Here is a 16334-nt window from a genome sequence, read left to right as displayed (position 1 = left end):
ACCCGTCTTGATTTCAACGCGCTGTAATCATGAGGTTATTCGGGACAGCGAAACGGAGACTATATCTCCCCCACTGCTGTCGCAACTTGTGCGCCGCAGCATCGGAACGCTTCGCCTCGTCAGCCCGTTCAACGAGACCCGACCGCCGGCCTTGCCAGACCTTCGCGCAAGCGGCACAAGAGGCTGTGCCGCCGCTGGCGAGCAAGGGAGATAGGGATGGTTCAGATCAGGGCGATGACGAAGAACGACCTGGCCGCCGTCTCGCGGCTGCTCGGCCAGTCCTGGCGGCGTACCTATTCGCCGATCATGGGCGAAGATGCCACGGCCAGGCTCTCCGACGAGAAGCATGCGCCCGACAAGCTCGCGGCCGAACTTGCCGACGACAACAAGATGTCTTTCGTCGCGGAGCGGACGGACGGCTCGATCGCCGGCTATGCGATGGCGGCGATGGATGAGAATGGCGACGTCACGCTCAACCGGCTGCATATCGAGCCGCAGGAATTCGGCAGCGGCCTTGCCGTCGACCTTTTGCATGCAGTGCTTGCCGCCCATGCCGGCATTCCCAGCATCGCGCTGGAGGTGATCGAGGGCAACGACCGGGCGGTTGCCTTCTACCGCAAGCACGGCTTCGAGGTGGTCGAGCGCCGGCCGGCCGCGCATGGCGTCGGCGGCCACGCCTCGCTGATCATGCGCCGGCTGCTGCCGATGGCCTGAAGCGCGGCGCTGGACGTGTTCCGCCCCGGCCCTATAATTTCGCAAGCGCTAATTTCTCACCGGAGACAGACAGATGAGCCTGGGCAAGCAGAAACTCGGCAACCAGGGGCTCGTCGTCTCGGCCATCGGCCTCGGCTGCATGGGCATGAGCCAGTCCTACGGGCCGGCCGACGAGGCGGAATCGATCGCCACCGTGCACCGGGCGATCGAGCTCGGCTGCACCTTCCTCGACACGGCCGAAGTCTACGGGCCCTTCCTCAACGAGGAACTGCTCGGACGCGCGCTGAAGGGCCGGCGCGATCAGGTGACGATCGCGACAAAGTTCGGCTTCCGCATCGTCGACGGCAAGCAGGACGGAACGGGGCGCGACAGCCGGCCCGAGCATATCCGCGAGGTGGTCGACGCTTCGCTCGCGCGGCTCGCCACCGACCGCATCGACCTGCTCTACCAGCACCGCGTCGACCCCGAGGTGCCGATGGAGGATGTCGCGGGCACGGTTGGCGAGTTGGTGGAGGAAGGCAAGGTGCGCTTCTTCGGCCTGTCGGAGGCGGGCATCGCCAATATCCGCCGCGCGCACGCCGTGCATCCGGTCTCGGCGCTGCAAAGCGAATATTCGCTGTGGGAGCGCAACCTGGAGCCCGAGATCATCCCGGCGCTCGCGGAATTGGGCATCGGGCTGGTGCCGTTCGCGCCGCTCGGGCGCGGCTTCCTCGCCGGCGACGTCAAGCGCGCGGAAGAGTATCCCGAAGGTGATTTCAGGCGCGGGGACCCGCGCTACCAGGGCGAGAATTTCGACGCCAATGTCGCCGCGGCCGCCACGGTGCGCGACATCGCCGCCGCCAAGGGCGTGAAATCTGGCCAGGTGGCGATCGCCTGGCTGCTCGCCAAGGGTCCGGAATTCGGCATCGACATCGTGCCGATCCCCGGCACCAAGCGACGGACTTATCTCGAAGAAAATGTCGCGGCGGCCGACATCAAGCTCGACGCCACGGAGATGCTGGGGCTCGACATGGCGCTGACGCCCGACAAGGTTTCCGGGCCGAGATATGATGAGCGGAAGATGTCGACGGTGGATCGGTAGGGCCTGCCAATCTCCCCCCTTGAGGGGAAGATCCGCAGCGCCTCACTTCTTCTTGCAATCCGGCAACGCCTCCATTGCCTTCCTCGCCTCTCCCTCGCTGGCGTATTTCTTCTTGCCGAGATCGACGACAAGCGTCCCGTCCGGCTTCTTCGGCACAATCTCGCATTGCTTCGAGACGGCATCCCTGGCGACCCAGTATTCCTCGGCCGCCGTGGCGGGCAGGCTGGTAATGCCAGTGGCGAGAATTGCGATAGCGATGGTGCGAACCATTCCTGATCTCCCATTTGCTGGCGTATGAGGGACCGCCAGGCGCCGAAGCGAGACGGCACCGGTTCGCCGCTCTACTGTTTTCACGCAATTCAGGACGGAACTCGCTGCGCACTTTCCTCGAATTGCTGGAACGGAAACGCCTTGCCCGGGCTTCCCGTTCCGGCATTTTCCGGGGGGTCTCGGCGCTGACCAAGGGGGCGCCAATCGATGCCTAGCGGGGGCCGGCAGAAAAAACCCCGCCGCACCACAAAAGCGCGTCTTGACTTCGGTGAGCCGACCACCAAATCGATGCTACCGATCTCGTGCGCAAGTGCCGGACATGCCGGGTCCGCCCGAAGCACGGTTTGACGCTCCGGACGACCAGTCAGGCCGAAGGGAATGCACGGCCCAGCAGGCTGTCCGGTGCCCAGGTACCTGCATCGTTTCTGCGAACGCGAGAAAGGAGAACACTAACATGGCAATTCGTGATCTCATTCCCTGGGCCAGGGAAGGCAATCAGGCTCCCGGCTTCTATCGCGACAACGATCGCGATCCCTTCATGGCGCTGCATCGCGAGATGAACCGTCTGTTCGATGACGCGTTCCGCGGCTTTGGCAGCAGGATGCCGTCGCTCGGCGAATCCTTTGGCGGGCGCTCCGGATGGCCGAGCGTGGAAATCTCGGACACCGATTCCGAAGTCCGCATCATGGCCGAGATGCCCGGCATGGAGGAGAAGGACGTCGAGCTGATGCTGGACGACGGCGTACTGACACTGCGCGGCGAAAAGAAGTCGGAGACCGAGGATAAGGACAGGCAGTTTTCCGAGCGCTTCTATGGCCGCTTCGAACGTCGCATTCCGCTCGGCACCGAGGTCGAGGAAGACAAGGTGCGCGCGGACTTCCACAACGGCGTGCTTACGGTGACGCTGCCAAAGACCCAACGCGCCCAAGCGAAAGCCAGACGCATTCCGATCGGCGGCGCCGGTGCCGGTTCGACTAAGAGCAAGCATTGAACGCTGGCTGCCGGGCGCCGAGCCCGGCAGCGCCGCTCAACCGCCCGAATGCGGGTCGATGCTGTAGGGGTGCACGGGATAGCCTGGGCCGATCGCTTCGTGGACCCGATCGATCCAGGCGCTGACCGCCGGATAATCGGCGAGCGCGAAATCGCAGTCCTCCGCACGGTGGCCGTAGGCATAGACGGCGATGTCGGCGATGGTGAGCGCATTACCGACTAGGAACGGCCTGCCTTTTAGGCTGCGTTGGAGTGCGCCGAGCGCACGGGCGCCCGCCTCGCGCTTGCCGGCAACCATTGCCTGGTTGCGCTGCAGCCGCCCGGTCAGCGTCCAGAAGCGCAGCGAGCCGACGACCGGCTCGACATGGTACTGCTCGAAGAACAGCCACTGCATGACCTTGGCGCGGGAAAAGCGGTCCGCCGGCAGATACGGCGTGCCCTCGGCGAGATAGGTGAGGATGGCGTTGGACTCGGCGATCGCCTCGCCGTCCTCCAGGCCGAGCACCGGAACGGCACCGGCCGGATTGAGCTTCAGGAACGCTTGCGTGTGGCTCTCGCCCTCGAAGATCGACACCTGGTGGGTTTCGTAAGCGATGCCGAGCAAGCCGAGCAGGACGCGCACCTTCCAGGCGTTTTGCGATGGCAGGTAATCGTAGAGCGTGAGCATGACGGATCCCCGGTTTGACGGGATTGGATTGGCATGGGGCGATAAGGGGCGCCACCCGATTTATGCAGCGCGTCCGCTGACGTGAGCTTTAATGCGCTGGCAGGACAGCGCCCCCTCTGTCCTGCCGGACATCTCCCCCACGTGGGGGGAGATTGGCAGCTTCAGCGCCGGCTATCTTCTGCAACGCCGGCGATTGGCGAAAGCCGGCGCGACATCCGATCTCCCCCCTTGTGGGGAGATGTCCGGCAGGACAGAGGGGGGCGCGCAAGAACGCCGGCGTACGCTGTTTATGCAGCATCAACCGCCCTCACCGCCCCGCAATATCCTTCGCCACAGCCCTCGCCTCGATGCCGATCTCGCGCAGCAGGCCGGTGACCGGATTGTAGAAGCCGACGAGATAGACGCCGAGCTCCGAGGCACGGGCATTCACCCCGCTCTTGCCTGGCCGCAGCTCCGCAGGCACAAAGCCGTCATAGCCTGGCCGATAGCCGGTGGCGAAAATCACCGCGTCGAAGTTTTTCTCCCGCCCGCCGGCGAATTTCGCACCGTCTTCGGTGAAGCTCGCGATGTCAGGCGCGATGCCGATCCTGCCCGCTTTGATCGCCGCCACGGTGCCGACATCGATCACCGGAATGCGCCCGGCGTCGATCTGTGCAAGAATGCCGGTCTTCGGGCGCACGATGCCGTATTTCTCCAGCCTGCCCAGCGCGAGATCCAGGATTTTTGGAAACATCCAATCGTTCAGAGCCTGCGGCATCGGCCGGCTGGCGATGCCCACCATCTGGATCGGCACGCCGAAGAGCTGGCGCGGCACGATGTGGACGCCCTTGCGCACCGAGATCGTCGGATGGGCGCCGCTCTCGGCAAGATCGAGCGCGATCTCCGCGCCCGTGTTGCCCATGCCCACCACCAGCACGCTCTTGCCGACATAGGGTGCCGCTTCGGTGTAAGCGGCGCTGTGCAGCACCTCTCCCTTGAACGCCTCGATGCCAGGAAAGCCCGGCACGATCGGCTCGGCATTGTTGCCGGTGGCGATCACGATCTTGCGGGCGCGGATCTCGCCGGCATCGGTGTCGACCAGGAATTTTCCGCCCTCGCGGCGGATCGATTTCACCGTCACGCCGAAACGGGGCTCGAGGCCGAACCGCTCGGCATAGGCATCGAGATAGGCGACGACCTTCTCGCGCGGCACATAGCGGGGGTGGCTTTTGGGGAACGGCATGAAAGGCAGCGAGGAAAACGACTTCACCGTGTGCAGATGCAGCCGCCGGTAATGCCGCCGCCAGGCCGGTGCCACCTCATGTGCCTTTTCGAGGATGACGAAGTCCTGCCCAGCCTGTTTCAGGCAGGCGCCGACGGCCAGACCGGCCGGTCCCGCGCCGACAATGACGACATTGGTGTCCATGCTCCCCTCCTCCCGCAAGGCCATATCAGGCTATGCCGGGAGGTATAAAGCAGCAAGTGGGGAGAAACACCTATGCGGAGTGCGCGCCGGCGCTACTCCGTCGGCGCCTCCGGCTCGTCTTCTGGCGGCTCCAAAATCTCGATCAGCCGCGCCACGCGCGCGCCGGGCATCGCACGACCCTCGTTCATCAGCGCCTCGTCCGCGCCGATCCAGGCGAAGGCCTCGCGCAGTTCCTCGAGGCTGGCGCCGGTGAGCGCGATGTCGGCGATCACGGCCTCGTCGACAGGACCAAGCACGGAAATGATCTCGTTGCGGGTCATCTTGTCCTCCCCCTGGGTCGGGACGATGGCATAGAAACGGATAGCGGGCCGGGCGGTTCCGGGCGGGCACCAAAGTCGGGCACCGGCGGGACAGTACCCCCTCTTTGCTCCAACCGCTGTTAGCCGCTATGCACAAGGCCCTCGCCCGGAATCCCACCGCGTCCCCATGAAGCGAACTGTTCCCTTCCTCACCGCCCTGCTCCTCACCACGCCCGCTCTCGCCGACTGGAAGCCGGTCGAGAAAATTGCGAACTATGCCATCTCGGGCCAGACAGTGGAGGCGCTCTATGTCTCGATCGGCGAAAAGGGTCCGGTGATCGGCAAGGACTCGGCCGGCAATGAGCGGCGGGCCATCGCGCACACCAACTTCAAGCTGACCTGGCAGCGAGATTATCAACCGCAGGCGGGCGCTTGCGTGCTGAAGACGGCGCGGCCAAAACTCATCATCACCTACACTTTGCCAAGACCCGCCGCAAAACTTGCGCCCGCCGTGCAGGCGCGCTGGGATGCGTTTGCCGCCGGGCTCGCCGCGCATGAGAAGGTGCATGGCGCCGGCATCGTCGACATGGTGGACAAGATCGTCGCCTTCAGCACCGGCCTCACCGTCGCTGATGACCCCGGCTGCACCAAGATCAGGGCCGAGCTGACGCAATATCTCGATCAGCTTTCCAAGGCCCAGCGCCTAGCCAGCCGGGACTTCGACAAGGTCGAGTTCGGCGCGGGCGGGAACCTGCAGAGCCTGATCGCGGCGTTCCTGATTGGCAAGTGAGCCCTCAACGACGAAAGTATAAGGGCGCGCGCCGCCGCTTTACAGGCGGATTTGGTAGCGCTACCGTTTCACAGTCGCGTGACCCGGGGGGAGCTGGGGCAGACGTCGCCGACGCCAGTGGTGGATGCTTGCCGGCATCCGTTTCAACCACACCTGAGTAGAAACGGCTCCCCGCGAGATTTCGCAGGGACCATCGGGAGGAATTCGATGGCGTCTGTCGCGATTGGCGATGTCTACAAATCGTTCGGGGCTACCCAGATCCTGCATGGCGTCAGCGTCGACATAGAAGACGGCGAGTTCGTCACGCTTGTCGGGCCCTCGGGCTGCGGGAAATCGACCCTTCTCAGGATGATTGCCGGGCTGGAAAAAATCTCGCGCGGCCATATCTCGATCGGCAGCCGGATCGTCAACGACGTTGCGCCGAAGGAGCGCGACGTGGCCATGGTCTTCCAGAACTACGCGCTCTACCCGCATATGACGGTGGCCGAGAACATGGCGTTCTCGCTCATGCTCAAAGGTGTCTCGAAGGCGGAAAGCGATACCGGCGTGAAGCGGGCGGCCGAAATCCTCGGGCTGGTGCCGCTTTTGTCCCGCTATCCGCGCCAGCTTTCGGGCGGGCAGCGCCAGCGCGTCGCCATGGGCCGGGCGATCGTGCGCAATCCGCAGGTGTTCCTGTTCGACGAGCCGCTCTCGAACCTCGACGCCAAGCTCAGGGTTCAGATGCGGGCCGAGATCAAGGAACTGCACCAGCGGCTGAAGACCACGACCGTCTATGTCACCCACGACCAGATCGAGGCCATGACCATGGCCGACAAGATCGTGGTCATGCATGACGGCGTCGTCGAGCAGATCGGGCCGCCGCTCGAACTCTACGACCGGCCGAACAACCTTTTCGTCGCGAGCTTCATCGGCTCGCCCGCCATGAACCTGCTCAAGGGCACATTCGCCAACGATGGCGCGCCGTCCTTCCGGGGTGCCGGAGGCGTCTCCGTGCCTTTGCCGAAACCACCCTCGATCGGCAACGGCGAAACCATCGTGCTCGGAGTACGGCCAGAGCATCTGCGGCTGGCCGAGGACGGTATCCCGGTCACCGTGGCGGTGATCGAGCCGACCGGTTCAGAAGTGCAGATCATCGGCCGGACGGCCGGCGGCGAGGATATCGTCGCCAATTTCCGCGAGCGCCATTCCTTCGCGCCGGGAGAATCCATTCGGCTGTCGGTCGAGCCTGGTCCCATCCATCTGTTCCACGGCAAAACAGGCCAGCGGATCGAAGCCGCGCGATAGACCACGCAACGAGGAAGCAACAGGAGGAGACGAGCATGAAATTCACCAGACGCGACGTGATCCGCACGACCGCCGGCGCGGCCGCCGGGGCCTTGGGCAGCCGTTTCGTCGGCTCGAGCGCCTTCGCGCAAGAGGGCCTGACCTACAAGCCGGAGGAAGGCGCCAAGCTCCGGCTGCTGCGCTGGTCGCCTTTCGTGCAGGGCGACGAGGACCAGTGGCTCAAAAATACCAAGCGCTTCACCGAAGCGACGGGCGTGGAGGTCCGCGTCGACAAGGAGAGCTGGGAAGACATCCGTCCGAAGGCCGCGGTCGCCGCCAATGTCGGCTCCGGCCCCGACCTGATGTTCGTCTGGTTCGACGACCCGCACCAATATCCCGACAAGCTGCTCGACGTGACGGAACTCGGCGACTATCTCGGCAAGAAATATGGCGACTGGCACGACGGCCCGAAACAGTATGCGACGCGCGAGGGCAAGTTCCTCGGCCTGCCGCTGGCCACCATCGGCAACGCCATCGTCTATCGCGAAAGCTGGGTGAAGGAGGCCGGCTTCTCCGAATTCCCGAAGGACACCGCCGGCTTCCTCGAACTCTGCAAGGCGCTCAAGGCGAAGGGCCATCCGGCCGGCTTCACCCACGGCCACGGCGTCGGCGACGGCAACAATTACGCGCATTGGCTGCTGTGGAGCCATGGCGGCCAGATGGTCGACGAGAAAGGCAAGGTGACGATCAACAGCCCCGAGACGCTCAAGGCGATCGAGTATGCCCAGGAGCTCTACAAGACCTTCATTCCCGGCACCGAAAGCTGGCTCGACGTCAACAACAACCGTGCCTTCCTGGCCGGCGAAGTGAGCGTGATCGCCAACGGCATCTCGGCCTACAACACAGCCAAGGTCAACAAGGACAACGACCCGAAGCTGGCCGAAATAGCCAAGGACATCCGCACCACCAATTTGCCGATCGGTCCCGTCGGAAAATCGGTCGAGCTGTTCCAGGTGACCACGGCCGTCATCTTCAACTACACGCCCTACCCCAACGCGGCCAAAGCCTATCTGCAGTTCATGTTCGAGGATCCGCAGATGTCGGACTGGATCACGTCGTCGGCAGGCTATTGCTGCCAGACGCTGAAGGCGTTCGACAACAATCCGGTCTGGAAGGCGGACCCCAACAACGCGGCTTACGCGAAAGCCTCGGCGACGCTGCGCCCCAACGGCTATGCCGGGCCGCTCGGCTACGCATCGGCCGCGACCATGGCCGACTATGTGCTGGTCGACATGTTCGCCAAGGCCGTGACCGGACAGGCGACGCCGCAAGAGGCGATGGAAGAGGCGGAAAAACGCGCCAACCGCTACTACCGCGTCTGATCCCATCTGAAGCGGGTGGCCGCATCGTTTCCGGGATACGGAAGCCAGCGCGGTCACCCACCGTTCCACCGCATCTCGCAGGGAGACCGCGCCATGGCCGTGCCATCCGTTGCCGTTCAGCGGCGTCCGTCGATGCTTTCGCGGCTCGCCGAGAGCCACAACACGCTTGGCCTCGGCTTCATGCTGCCGGCGGCGGCGCTGCTCCTGGTCTTTCTCACCTATCCGCTGGGGCTCGGCGTCTGGCTTGGCTTCACCGACACACGCATCGGCCGGCCCGGCATCTATATCGGCGTCGAGAACTATGAATATCTCTGGAGCGACAGCGTGTTCTGGCTGTCGGTCTTCAATACCCTGCTCTACACGGTCAGCGCTTCGATCCTGAAATTCGTGCTCGGCCTGTGGCTGGCGCTCATCCTCAACGAGAAGCTGCCTTTCAAGTCGTTCTTCCGCGCCGTGGTGCTGCTGCCCTGGGTGGTGCCGACGGTGCTGTCGGCCATCGCCTTCTGGTGGATCTACGATTCGCAGTTTTCGATCCTGTCCTGGGCGCTGCAGCAGATGGGCCTGATCGACCATCGGATCAACTTCCTCGGCGACCCGACCAATGCGCGCGCTTCCGTCATCGCGGCCAATGTCTGGCGCGGCATCCCGTTCGTCGCGATCACGCTGCTTGCCGGCCTGCAGACTATCCCGCAGTCGCTCTATGAAGCTGCCACGCTCGACGGGGCCAGCCGCTGGCAGTTGTTTCGCCACGTGACGCTGCCGCTTTTGACGCCGATCATCGCCATCACCATGACGTTTTCGGTGCTGTTCACCTTCACCGACTTCCAGCTGATCTATGTGCTGACCCGCGGCGGACCGGTGAACGCCACGCATCTGATGGCGACATTGTCGTTCCAGCGCGGCATTGCCGGCGGCCAGCTCGGTGAAGGCGCGGCGATCGCCGTCGCCATGATCCCCTTCCTGCTGGCGGCGATCCTGTTCAGCTATTTCGGCCTGCAACGGCGCAGGTGGCAGCAGGGCGGCGGAGACTGACATGGCCGCGATCAAGGAAGCCGAACGCATGGAAACCGACGAAGGCGGCATGGGCTATCTGCAAAGCCTGCCGCGCCGGGTGGTGACGGTCTATCTGCCGCTGGTGGTGTTTCTGGTCGTGCTGTTGTTTCCGTTCTACTGGATGACGATCACGGCGGTTAAACCCAATGTCGAGATGACCGACTATGTGAACTACAATCCGTTCTGGGTCGTGCATCCGACACTGGAGCACATACGCTACCTGCTCTTCGAGACCTCCTATCCCGGCTGGCTGCTCAACACGGTGATCATCTCGACCGCCGCTACTTTCCTGTCGCTGGTGGCCGCGGTGCTGGCGGCCTACGCGATCGAAAGGCTGAGGTTCTCGGGCGCACGGCAAGTCGGCCTCGCGGTCTTCCTCGCCTATCTCGTGCCGCCCTCGATCCTGTTCATCCCGCTGTCGGTGATGGTGTTCAACCTCGGCCTCTACGACACGCCGTTTGCGCTGATCCTCACTTATCCGACGTTCCTCATCCCGTTCTGCACGTGGCTCTTGATGGGCTATTTCCGTTCGATCCCGTTCGAGCTGGAGGAATGCGCGCTCATCGACGGCGCGAGCCGCTGGCAGATCCTTACCAAGATCGTGCTGCCGCTGTCTGTGCCGGGCCTGATTTCGGCCGGCATCTTCGCCTTCACCCTATCCTGGAACGAGTTCATCTACGCGCTGACCTTTATCCAGTCGTCGGAGAAGAAGACGGTGCCGGTCGGCGTGCTCACCGAGCTGGTCCGCTCCGACGTCTATGAATGGGGAGCGCTGATGGCAGGCGCGCTGATCGGCTCGCTGCCGGTCGTCGTCCTCTATTCCTTCTTCGTCGAGCACTATGTTTCCTCGATGACGGGCGCGGTGAAGGAATAGGCGCCGCCCCGGCGCCAGCTTCGCCGCGTCGCGGATGATGCGGCGCGTCAGGAGTTCCACGTTCAGCCGCCCGCGCGATAGCGGCATGGACGGCATCGCCAAATGCCACGAACATCAGCACACCAAGAGTATCCGGCTGTCTCGACGCATGGCGTCACAGCCCGCCTTTGCCCGCCAGCCTGAGCCGGACGCGGCGATGGAATTCAGCAAAATGTCAGCAGCCGTTCAGGACAAATAAGCCCTGTCGCCGCAATGCTTGCGCTTCGATCACCGCGACGAGCACCTGGAGGTTGGTCATGAACATCAACGCTGACGCGCCGTTACCCGCCCAGCTGGCACGGGATGAATTGCTTCGATTCCTCTCGACAGGCTTTACCGGCCCATGCTGCGGCGAGAGCAACGAGATGCTGGCCTATCTCGAACGGCTGGCGTCCAGCGAGACATCGGTTGACCCGGTCACCGAACCACCCGGCCCACGGCTTCGCCGTCGCGGCCTCTTTTCACGCTTGCACTTGTTTCCAGCTTGACCTCGCCCGCATTTGCCGTTCCCATGAACGGTGCGCAATGAGGCGCGGCGATGGGGCAGCGGGTTGGCGCTACAGATCGGCGGCGCGGTTCTCGACCTTGACCGGGGTACGCTCCGGCGTGACGGCGAGATCGTGCCGGTCCGGCCAAAAACCTTCGAGCTGCTCGCGTTCCTGACACGCAATCCCGGACGGGTGCTGAGCAAGGAAGAATTGCTGCAGGCAGTCTGGCCGGGATTCACCGTCTCCGAAGACTCGCTCACCCAATCCATCCACGACGCTCGCAAATCCATCGGCGACGAGGCGCAGACGCTGATCCGCACCGTGCCGCGCCGCGGCTACCTGTTCCAGCCCCCCGACAGCCAGGCAGCGCCGCCTCTCGTTGCCGAAGTGGCCGCTGCCCGGGCCGAGCCGATGGTGGCCGTCCTGCCGTTCCATATCGACCCCGCCGACGCCACTGCCAAGGCGCTGTTCGACGGGGCGGTCGAGGAAATTACCAACGCGCTCTCCTACTTCAAGACAGTCGCCGTGCTGGCGCGCCATTCGGCCTTCGCGCTGGCCGCGCACTTGAGCGAGGACGTCAGGGCGACCGCCGAGCGGCTCGGAGCCGACTATGTCGCCGAAGGCACCGTCGAGGCCGCTGGAGAGGATTACAGCGCGCGCGTGGTGCTCACTGAGACGACATCGGGCCGACGCGTCTGGTCGCAGACGTTCAGCTTCCCCAAAGGCGAAATCTTCGCCTTCCAGACGATGCTGGCGCAGCGGATCGTGACCGCGCTGGTCGCCAATATAGAAAGCGCGGTGATGCGACGCGGCCTGCCGGCGCCGGCGGCCAATGTCGAGGCCTATCTGCATTTCCTGCGCGGGAGGGAATTGCTGCGCAGCTATGGCGAGGGCGTAAACCAGGCGGCGCGCGCGCATTTCCTGAAGGCGATCGAGCGCGATCCTGGCTACGGGCTGGCGCACGCCTATCTGGCGCTGGCCGAAGTGATCATCGGCGGTTATGCCGACGCGCCGCGCGCCGTGCTCGATGGGGCGCGAGACCGGGCGCTGCACGCCATCGCGCTCAGTCCCGACGAGGCAAGGTGCCATCGGATCCTGGCACAGACCCTCCTTCATCGGGGGCTCGATGAATACGACGCCGCCGAGAAGCATTTCGCCCGCGCGCTCGATTTGAACCCCTACGACGCCGACACGCTGGCTCAGATCGGCTATTTCCGAGCGCTGCGCGGTGATGGCGAAGCCGGCCTGGCCCTGCTCGACCAGGCCGTCCAGCTCAATCCGATGCATCCAGTCTGGTATTATTGCGACCGGGCCGCAGCCCTGTTCGTGCTTGGACGCTACAGGGACGTGGTGGCGTCCTTATCATGCCTGCCGCGCAAGAGTGCCTGGCAATGGGCGTGGCTGGCCGCGTGTCACGCGCTCGAGGGCGATACGGAGAAGGCCACGGCCTGCGCCAGGCAAGGCCGCGCGCTGGAGCCAGGCCTAACCGCGGCGGACATTCTGGCCGAGTTGCGCATCGAACGCGCCGAGGACCGCGAGCGGATGCGCCTGGGGCTGCAGCGCGCCGGCTGGGACGACGCCCTTCCCTAGAAACTGATTTCCACCGCATCGGCGCTCCGCTTCGCCTCGCCGTGGAACACTGCCTCGATGTTGTTGCCGTCGGGGTCGAGCAGGAAGGCGGCGTAGTAGCCGGGGTGGTAGGGGCGCTCGCCCGGCGCGCCATTGTCCTTGCCGCCAGCGGCCAGCCCCGCCTTGTAAAAGGCGTCGACCATGGCGCGGTCCTTGGCCTGGAAGGCGAGATGGTGGCGGCCGGTCAGCATGCCGAGCGCCGCGCGGCTGTCGGCGCTGGAGACGAACAGCTCGTCCGCCCAGAAGTAATCTTCGGCCTCACCGCCGATAGGGATGCCCAGCACCTCGAAGAGCGCGCCATAGAAACGCCGGCTGGCCTTCAGGTCGCGCACCACCAACTGGATGTGATCGATGAGCCGGCCGCGGTAGAGTTGCATGGGGTGGTGCCTCCTGTTGTCACGGGGCAATTTAGAAGGGGCGCCCGTCCGGTCAATGTGGGGTGCCGATGATTGCTGACATGCTGAAAGGCTGGCGGGACAGCGCCCCCCTCTGCCCTGCCGGACATCTCCCCCACGAGGGGGGAGATCAGATGTCACGACGGCTTTCGCAATCTCCAACATCGCAGGAAAAGCGCTGGCGCCGAAACTGCCAATCTCCCCCTTGTGAGGGAGATGTCCGGCAGGACAGAGGAGGGTGTGAAGGATCGCGACCTGTCTAGCCATAGCCCAATAATCGACAGCAAAAAAACCAGATAAAAAATGCAACCAGATTGTAGGATCAGCATCCGACCGGGCGTCCTTCGGACGCAAGCGGCGCGATGAGCCTGGAAAAACGTGCCGCATCAAACAGGATGCCTTACGGCATGGGAGAAAACCATGAACCATTCCTATCGTTGGGTCATCGTCGCGGCTGGCGCGCTGATGACCTGTGTGGCGCTCGGCGCGATGTTCTCGCTGGCGATCTTTCTCGAGCCGATGTCGATCGACACCGGCTGGTCGCGCGCCGGCATTTCCAGCGCCATGACCTTGAACTTCCTCGTGATGGGGCTCGGCGGCTTCGCCTGGGGCTCGATCTATGACCGCGTCGGAGCGCGGCCCGTCGTGCTGGCCGGCGCGGTGCTGCTTGGCCTGGCATTGGTGGTGGCGAGCCGCGCCAACTCGCTGCTGGTCTTCCAGCTCAGCTACGGCGTGATCGTCGGTCTCGCGGCCAGCGCCTTCTTCGCGCCGATGATCGCGCTCACCACTGCGTGGTTCGACACCAACCGCAGCCTGGCCGTTTCGCTGGTCTCGGCCGGGATGGGGGTGGCGCCGATGACGATCTCGCCCTTCGCGCGCTGGCTGATCTCGGCCTATGACTGGCGCACCGCCATGTTCGACATCGGCGTCATGGCCTGGGTGCTTCTGCTGCCAGTGGTCTTGCTGGTGCGCCAGCCGCCGTCGGCGGTCGTGGCAAGCGACGGCAGCGTGCCCTCGCCTGCCACGGACGACCCCGGCATGAGCGTCGGCCAGGCGCTGCGCTCGCCGCAATTTTTGGTGCTGGGGACGACCTTCTTCGCCTGCTGCGCGGCGCATTCCGGGCCGATCTTCCACATGGTCAGCTATGCCATGGCCTGCGGCGTGGCGCCGATGGCGGCCGTCTCGATCTACAGCGTCGAGGGGCTCGCCGGCCTCGGAGGCCGCCTGCTCTACGGCGTGCTCGGCGACCGGCTTGGCGTCAAGCCGGTGCTGATCACCGGCCTTGCCATCCAGGCCGCGGTGATCGCCGCCTATCTGGCGGTCGGCCAACTCGAGCAGTTCTACATTTTGGCCGTCATTTTCGGCGCCACCTATGGCGGCGTCATGCCGCTCTATGCGGTCCTGGCGCGCGAATATTTCGGGCCGCGCATCATCGGCACCGTGTTCGGCGCCGCCACGATGCTCTCCAGCCTCGGCATGTCGTTCGGCCCGTTAGCCGGTGGCATGATCTACGACGCCTATGCCAGCTATTCCTGGCTGTTCATCGGCTCGGCGCTGGTGGGACTCGGCGCGGCCGGCATCGCGATTGCCTTCCCGCCTCAGCCGAGCAGGCAGCGACTGCAGATGGCGTAGGCATCGCGATGAACATTCGGCGGTTCCGATCTTCACGGAACCGCCGGCTCGCCTCGGCGAGAAATCCATTTGCCCGACGACGGCGAGTGTGAAACTCTGCGCCAAGACGCTGCATCTGAAATGCCGGTCAGGCCGGCGCGATCCATGATTGCGGGGACATTGCAGTGGCCGCAGGCACGGAAGCCGCAGAAGCCAGGAATTGGTCCCGCCTGCTGATCGCGGCGGAGAGTGGCGATGCCGATGCGCTTGGCTCGGAACTCGAGGCGGGCGCGGACATCAACCAGGCCGACGAAGACGGCTGGTCGGCGCTTCATCTCGCTGCCCACAACGGCCGCATCGCAGTGCTCGAAACCTTGATCGGCCACCCGGCGATCGACGTGAACTCCAGAAACAAATGGAAGAGCACGCCCTTGAGCCTGGCCGCGCCCAAGGGTCATCTCGCCTGTATCCTGGCGCTGGTGAAACATCCGCAAATCGATATCGATGCCCGCGCCGACTACTACGGCAGGACCCCGCTGATCGAAGCCGCAAGAAACGGCCATCTGGACGTCGTCAAGCTGCTCATCGAGCATGGCGCGGACGTCAATCTAGCCGACAAGACCGGACGCAACAGCGCGCTCATCGAAGCCATCAAGGGCCGCCACTACGCGGTCGCGGGCTATCTGCTGGGCACCCGGAAGGTGAATTTCCTCAACAAGGACATGCGGCTCAACGCCCTGATCTGGGCCGGCAGTACGCGCAACGCTGAGCTCATCGAGAAGCTGGACGCCGCGATCCACGCCTTCTTCGAAGGCAAGTGAATGCGGAGGCGGCGATGCGCCACCGCATGTTTCCCGGCACGACAAATCATAGGCTCAACCTACCGGCGGCATCCCTTCGAGCGCTATGATGCGCGTCTTCGCGCAGCGGAAGCGTAGCTCCTTCAGTCGCGCGTATTCCGGGGAATCGTACCAGGCGATCAACTTTGTCATGTCGGGAAATTCGACGATGACCAGGCGATGCGGCTCCCAGTCGCCCTCGAGCACCCTGGTCGCGCCGCCACGCGCGAGATAGCGCCCGCCATGGCGGGCCTCGGTCGCCGGCACCTCGCGCCTGTATTCGTCGAACATGGCCATGTCGATGACATCGACATCTGCAATCAGATAGGCGGCCATCGCGTTTCTCCTCCCGTTGTAAATCATCAGGACCGGGGACCCGGCGTGCCCCCTCTCGTCGAAACTCTGCCGATGCGGATTTTATATTGGAATCTCCTCATACAGAAGAAAGCCCGCCGTGGCGGCGCCACGGCGATGGCGGCGCAACGACTTCACCTTGCTCACCGTCTGGCTGATCGAGATTGGCATCGCCATCAGCCACTCCAGGC

At 64.3% G+C, this 16334-nt stretch carries 19 protein-coding genes; 13 read left to right on the top strand and 6 right to left on the bottom strand.

Annotation, left to right across the window (positions count from 1 at the left end):
* Positions 1-216 precede the first annotated feature (216 nt).
* Positions 217-714 (top strand): GNAT family N-acetyltransferase, encoded by a 498-nt coding sequence (locus tag RFM40_RS28625; RefSeq protein ID WP_320228668.1) that lies wholly within the window; start codon positions 217-219, stop codon positions 712-714.
* A gap of 73 nt (positions 715-787) precedes the next feature.
* On the top strand, positions 788-1795 hold the full coding sequence (locus RFM40_RS28620) for an aldo/keto reductase (RefSeq protein ID WP_320228667.1): 1008 nt from the start codon (positions 788-790) through the stop codon (positions 1793-1795).
* A 42-nt stretch (positions 1796-1837) separates the two neighbouring features.
* On the opposite strand, the gene RFM40_RS28615 is transcribed toward RFM40_RS28620, so the two are convergent.
* Entirely contained in the window at positions 1838-2065 is a 228-nt protein-coding gene (locus tag RFM40_RS28615; RefSeq protein ID WP_320228666.1) for a hypothetical protein, read from the bottom strand.
* Positions 2066-2519: 454 nt separating this feature from the next.
* On the opposite strand from RFM40_RS28615, the gene RFM40_RS28610 reads away from it, so the two are divergent.
* The gene (locus RFM40_RS28610; protein ID WP_320228665.1) at positions 2520-3056 is read left to right on the top strand and encodes an Hsp20/alpha crystallin family protein; all 537 of its coding nucleotides are present in this window, start codon (positions 2520-2522) and stop codon (positions 3054-3056) included.
* Between the two features lie 36 nt (positions 3057-3092).
* On the opposite strand, the gene RFM40_RS28605 is transcribed toward RFM40_RS28610, so the two are convergent.
* From RFM40_RS28605 to RFM40_RS28595, 3 genes are all read right to left on the bottom strand, one after another.
* Positions 3093-3722, bottom strand: a complete 630-nt coding sequence (locus tag RFM40_RS28605; protein WP_320228664.1) for a glutathione S-transferase family protein — start codon at positions 3720-3722, stop codon at positions 3093-3095.
* A 307-nt stretch (positions 3723-4029) separates the two neighbouring features.
* Positions 4030-5127 (bottom strand): flavin-containing monooxygenase, encoded by a 1098-nt coding sequence (locus tag RFM40_RS28600; protein ID WP_320278681.1) that lies wholly within the window; start codon positions 5125-5127, stop codon positions 4030-4032.
* A 92-nt stretch (positions 5128-5219) separates the two neighbouring features.
* On the bottom strand, positions 5220-5447 hold the full coding sequence (locus RFM40_RS28595; RefSeq protein ID WP_126100798.1) for a hypothetical protein: 228 nt from the start codon (positions 5445-5447) through the stop codon (positions 5220-5222).
* Positions 5448-5613: 166 nt separating this feature from the next.
* Between RFM40_RS28595 and RFM40_RS28590 the strand changes: the two genes are divergently transcribed.
* The 8 genes from RFM40_RS28590 (at position 5614) to RFM40_RS28555 (ending at position 12905) form a co-directional block, all read left to right on the top strand.
* Positions 5614-6216, top strand: coding sequence for a DUF922 domain-containing Zn-dependent protease (locus RFM40_RS28590; RefSeq protein WP_320228662.1), 603 nt, complete (start codon positions 5614-5616; stop codon positions 6214-6216).
* Positions 6217-6423: 207 nt separating this feature from the next.
* Positions 6424-7500 (top strand): ABC transporter ATP-binding protein, encoded by a 1077-nt coding sequence (locus RFM40_RS28585; protein ID WP_320278680.1) that lies wholly within the window; start codon positions 6424-6426, stop codon positions 7498-7500.
* A 35-nt stretch (positions 7501-7535) separates the two neighbouring features.
* On the top strand, positions 7536-8861 hold the full coding sequence (locus tag RFM40_RS28580) for an ABC transporter substrate-binding protein (RefSeq protein ID WP_320228660.1): 1326 nt from the start codon (positions 7536-7538) through the stop codon (positions 8859-8861).
* Between the two features lie 132 nt (positions 8862-8993).
* Complete coding sequence (locus RFM40_RS28575; protein WP_430691740.1) at positions 8994-9893, top strand: carbohydrate ABC transporter permease; 900 nt, start codon at positions 8994-8996, stop codon at positions 9891-9893.
* Position 9894: 1 nt separating this feature from the next.
* Complete coding sequence (locus RFM40_RS28570) at positions 9895-10788, top strand: carbohydrate ABC transporter permease (protein WP_320228658.1); 894 nt, start codon at positions 9895-9897, stop codon at positions 10786-10788.
* A gap of 85 nt (positions 10789-10873) precedes the next feature.
* A complete protein-coding gene (locus tag RFM40_RS28565) occupies positions 10874-11026 on the top strand; it encodes a hypothetical protein (RefSeq protein ID WP_320223916.1) in 153 nt (50 codons plus the stop codon).
* A 58-nt stretch (positions 11027-11084) separates the two neighbouring features.
* On the top strand, positions 11085-11315 hold the full coding sequence (locus tag RFM40_RS28560) for a hypothetical protein (RefSeq protein WP_320278679.1): 231 nt from the start codon (positions 11085-11087) through the stop codon (positions 11313-11315).
* Between the two features lie 63 nt (positions 11316-11378).
* Positions 11379-12905, top strand: a complete 1527-nt coding sequence (locus RFM40_RS28555) for a winged helix-turn-helix domain-containing protein (protein ID WP_320278678.1) — start codon at positions 11379-11381, stop codon at positions 12903-12905.
* On the opposite strand, the gene RFM40_RS28550 is transcribed toward RFM40_RS28555, so the two are convergent.
* Positions 12902-13321, bottom strand: coding sequence for a VOC family protein (locus RFM40_RS28550; protein ID WP_320278677.1), 420 nt, complete (start codon positions 13319-13321; stop codon positions 12902-12904). The genes RFM40_RS28555 and RFM40_RS28550 overlap by 4 nt on opposite strands.
* Positions 13322-13759: 438 nt before the next feature.
* Here RFM40_RS28550 and RFM40_RS28545 point away from each other — a divergent pair, with 438 nt between their 5' ends.
* Positions 13760-14971, top strand: coding sequence for an MFS transporter (locus RFM40_RS28545; RefSeq protein WP_320228653.1), 1212 nt, complete (start codon positions 13760-13762; stop codon positions 14969-14971).
* 164 nt (positions 14972-15135) lie between these two features.
* Entirely contained in the window at positions 15136-15771 is a 636-nt protein-coding gene (locus RFM40_RS28540) for an ankyrin repeat domain-containing protein (RefSeq protein ID WP_320278676.1), read from the top strand.
* 54 nt (positions 15772-15825) lie between these two features.
* On the opposite strand, the gene RFM40_RS28535 is transcribed toward RFM40_RS28540, so the two are convergent.
* Positions 15826-16125 carry a DUF1330 domain-containing protein gene (locus RFM40_RS28535; protein WP_320278675.1) on the bottom strand — a complete coding sequence of 100 codons (300 nt, stop codon included), beginning with the start codon at positions 16123-16125 and terminating at the stop codon, positions 15826-15828.
* Positions 16126-16334: the final 209 nt, after the last annotated feature.

This window comes from Mesorhizobium captivum (assembly GCF_033977165.1).
Taxonomy (GTDB): domain Bacteria; phylum Pseudomonadota; class Alphaproteobacteria; order Rhizobiales; family Rhizobiaceae; genus Mesorhizobium; species Mesorhizobium captivum.
This window is presented reverse-complemented; position numbering and strand designations above follow the sequence as displayed.

Excerpts from the sequence above, each read along its gene's own strand:
- RFM40_RS28625 (WP_320228668.1), top strand. The coding sequence starts at position 217 with ATGGTTCAGATCAGGGCGATGACGAAGAACGACCTGGCCGCCGTCTCG.
- RFM40_RS28620 (WP_320228667.1), top strand. The coding sequence starts at position 788 with ATGAGCCTGGGCAAGCAGAAACTCGGCAACCAGGGGCTCGTCGTCTCG.
- RFM40_RS28615 (WP_320228666.1), bottom strand. The coding sequence starts at position 2,065 with ATGGTTCGCACCATCGCTATCGCAATTCTCGCCACTGGCATTACCAGC.
- RFM40_RS28610 (WP_320228665.1), top strand. The coding sequence starts at position 2,520 with ATGGCAATTCGTGATCTCATTCCCTGGGCCAGGGAAGGCAATCAGGCT.
- RFM40_RS28605 (WP_320228664.1), bottom strand. The coding sequence starts at position 3,722 with ATGCTCACGCTCTACGATTACCTGCCATCGCAAAACGCCTGGAAGGTG.
- RFM40_RS28600 (WP_320278681.1), bottom strand. The coding sequence starts at position 5,127 with ATGGACACCAATGTCGTCATTGTCGGCGCGGGACCGGCCGGTCTGGCC.
- RFM40_RS28595 (WP_126100798.1), bottom strand. The coding sequence starts at position 5,447 with ATGACCCGCAACGAGATCATTTCCGTGCTTGGTCCTGTCGACGAGGCC.
- RFM40_RS28590 (WP_320228662.1), top strand. The coding sequence starts at position 5,614 with ATGAAGCGAACTGTTCCCTTCCTCACCGCCCTGCTCCTCACCACGCCC.
- RFM40_RS28585 (WP_320278680.1), top strand. The coding sequence starts at position 6,424 with ATGGCGTCTGTCGCGATTGGCGATGTCTACAAATCGTTCGGGGCTACC.
- RFM40_RS28580 (WP_320228660.1), top strand. The coding sequence starts at position 7,536 with ATGAAATTCACCAGACGCGACGTGATCCGCACGACCGCCGGCGCGGCC.
- RFM40_RS28575 (WP_430691740.1), top strand. The coding sequence starts at position 8,994 with ATGCTTTCGCGGCTCGCCGAGAGCCACAACACGCTTGGCCTCGGCTTC.
- RFM40_RS28570 (WP_320228658.1), top strand. The coding sequence starts at position 9,895 with ATGGCCGCGATCAAGGAAGCCGAACGCATGGAAACCGACGAAGGCGGC.
- RFM40_RS28565 (WP_320223916.1), top strand. The coding sequence starts at position 10,874 with ATGGACGGCATCGCCAAATGCCACGAACATCAGCACACCAAGAGTATC.
- RFM40_RS28560 (WP_320278679.1), top strand. The coding sequence starts at position 11,085 with ATGAACATCAACGCTGACGCGCCGTTACCCGCCCAGCTGGCACGGGAT.
- RFM40_RS28550 (WP_320278677.1), bottom strand. The coding sequence starts at position 13,321 with ATGCAACTCTACCGCGGCCGGCTCATCGATCACATCCAGTTGGTGGTG.
- RFM40_RS28545 (WP_320228653.1), top strand. The coding sequence starts at position 13,760 with ATGAACCATTCCTATCGTTGGGTCATCGTCGCGGCTGGCGCGCTGATG.
- RFM40_RS28535 (WP_320278675.1), bottom strand. The coding sequence starts at position 16,125 with ATGGCCGCCTATCTGATTGCAGATGTCGATGTCATCGACATGGCCATG.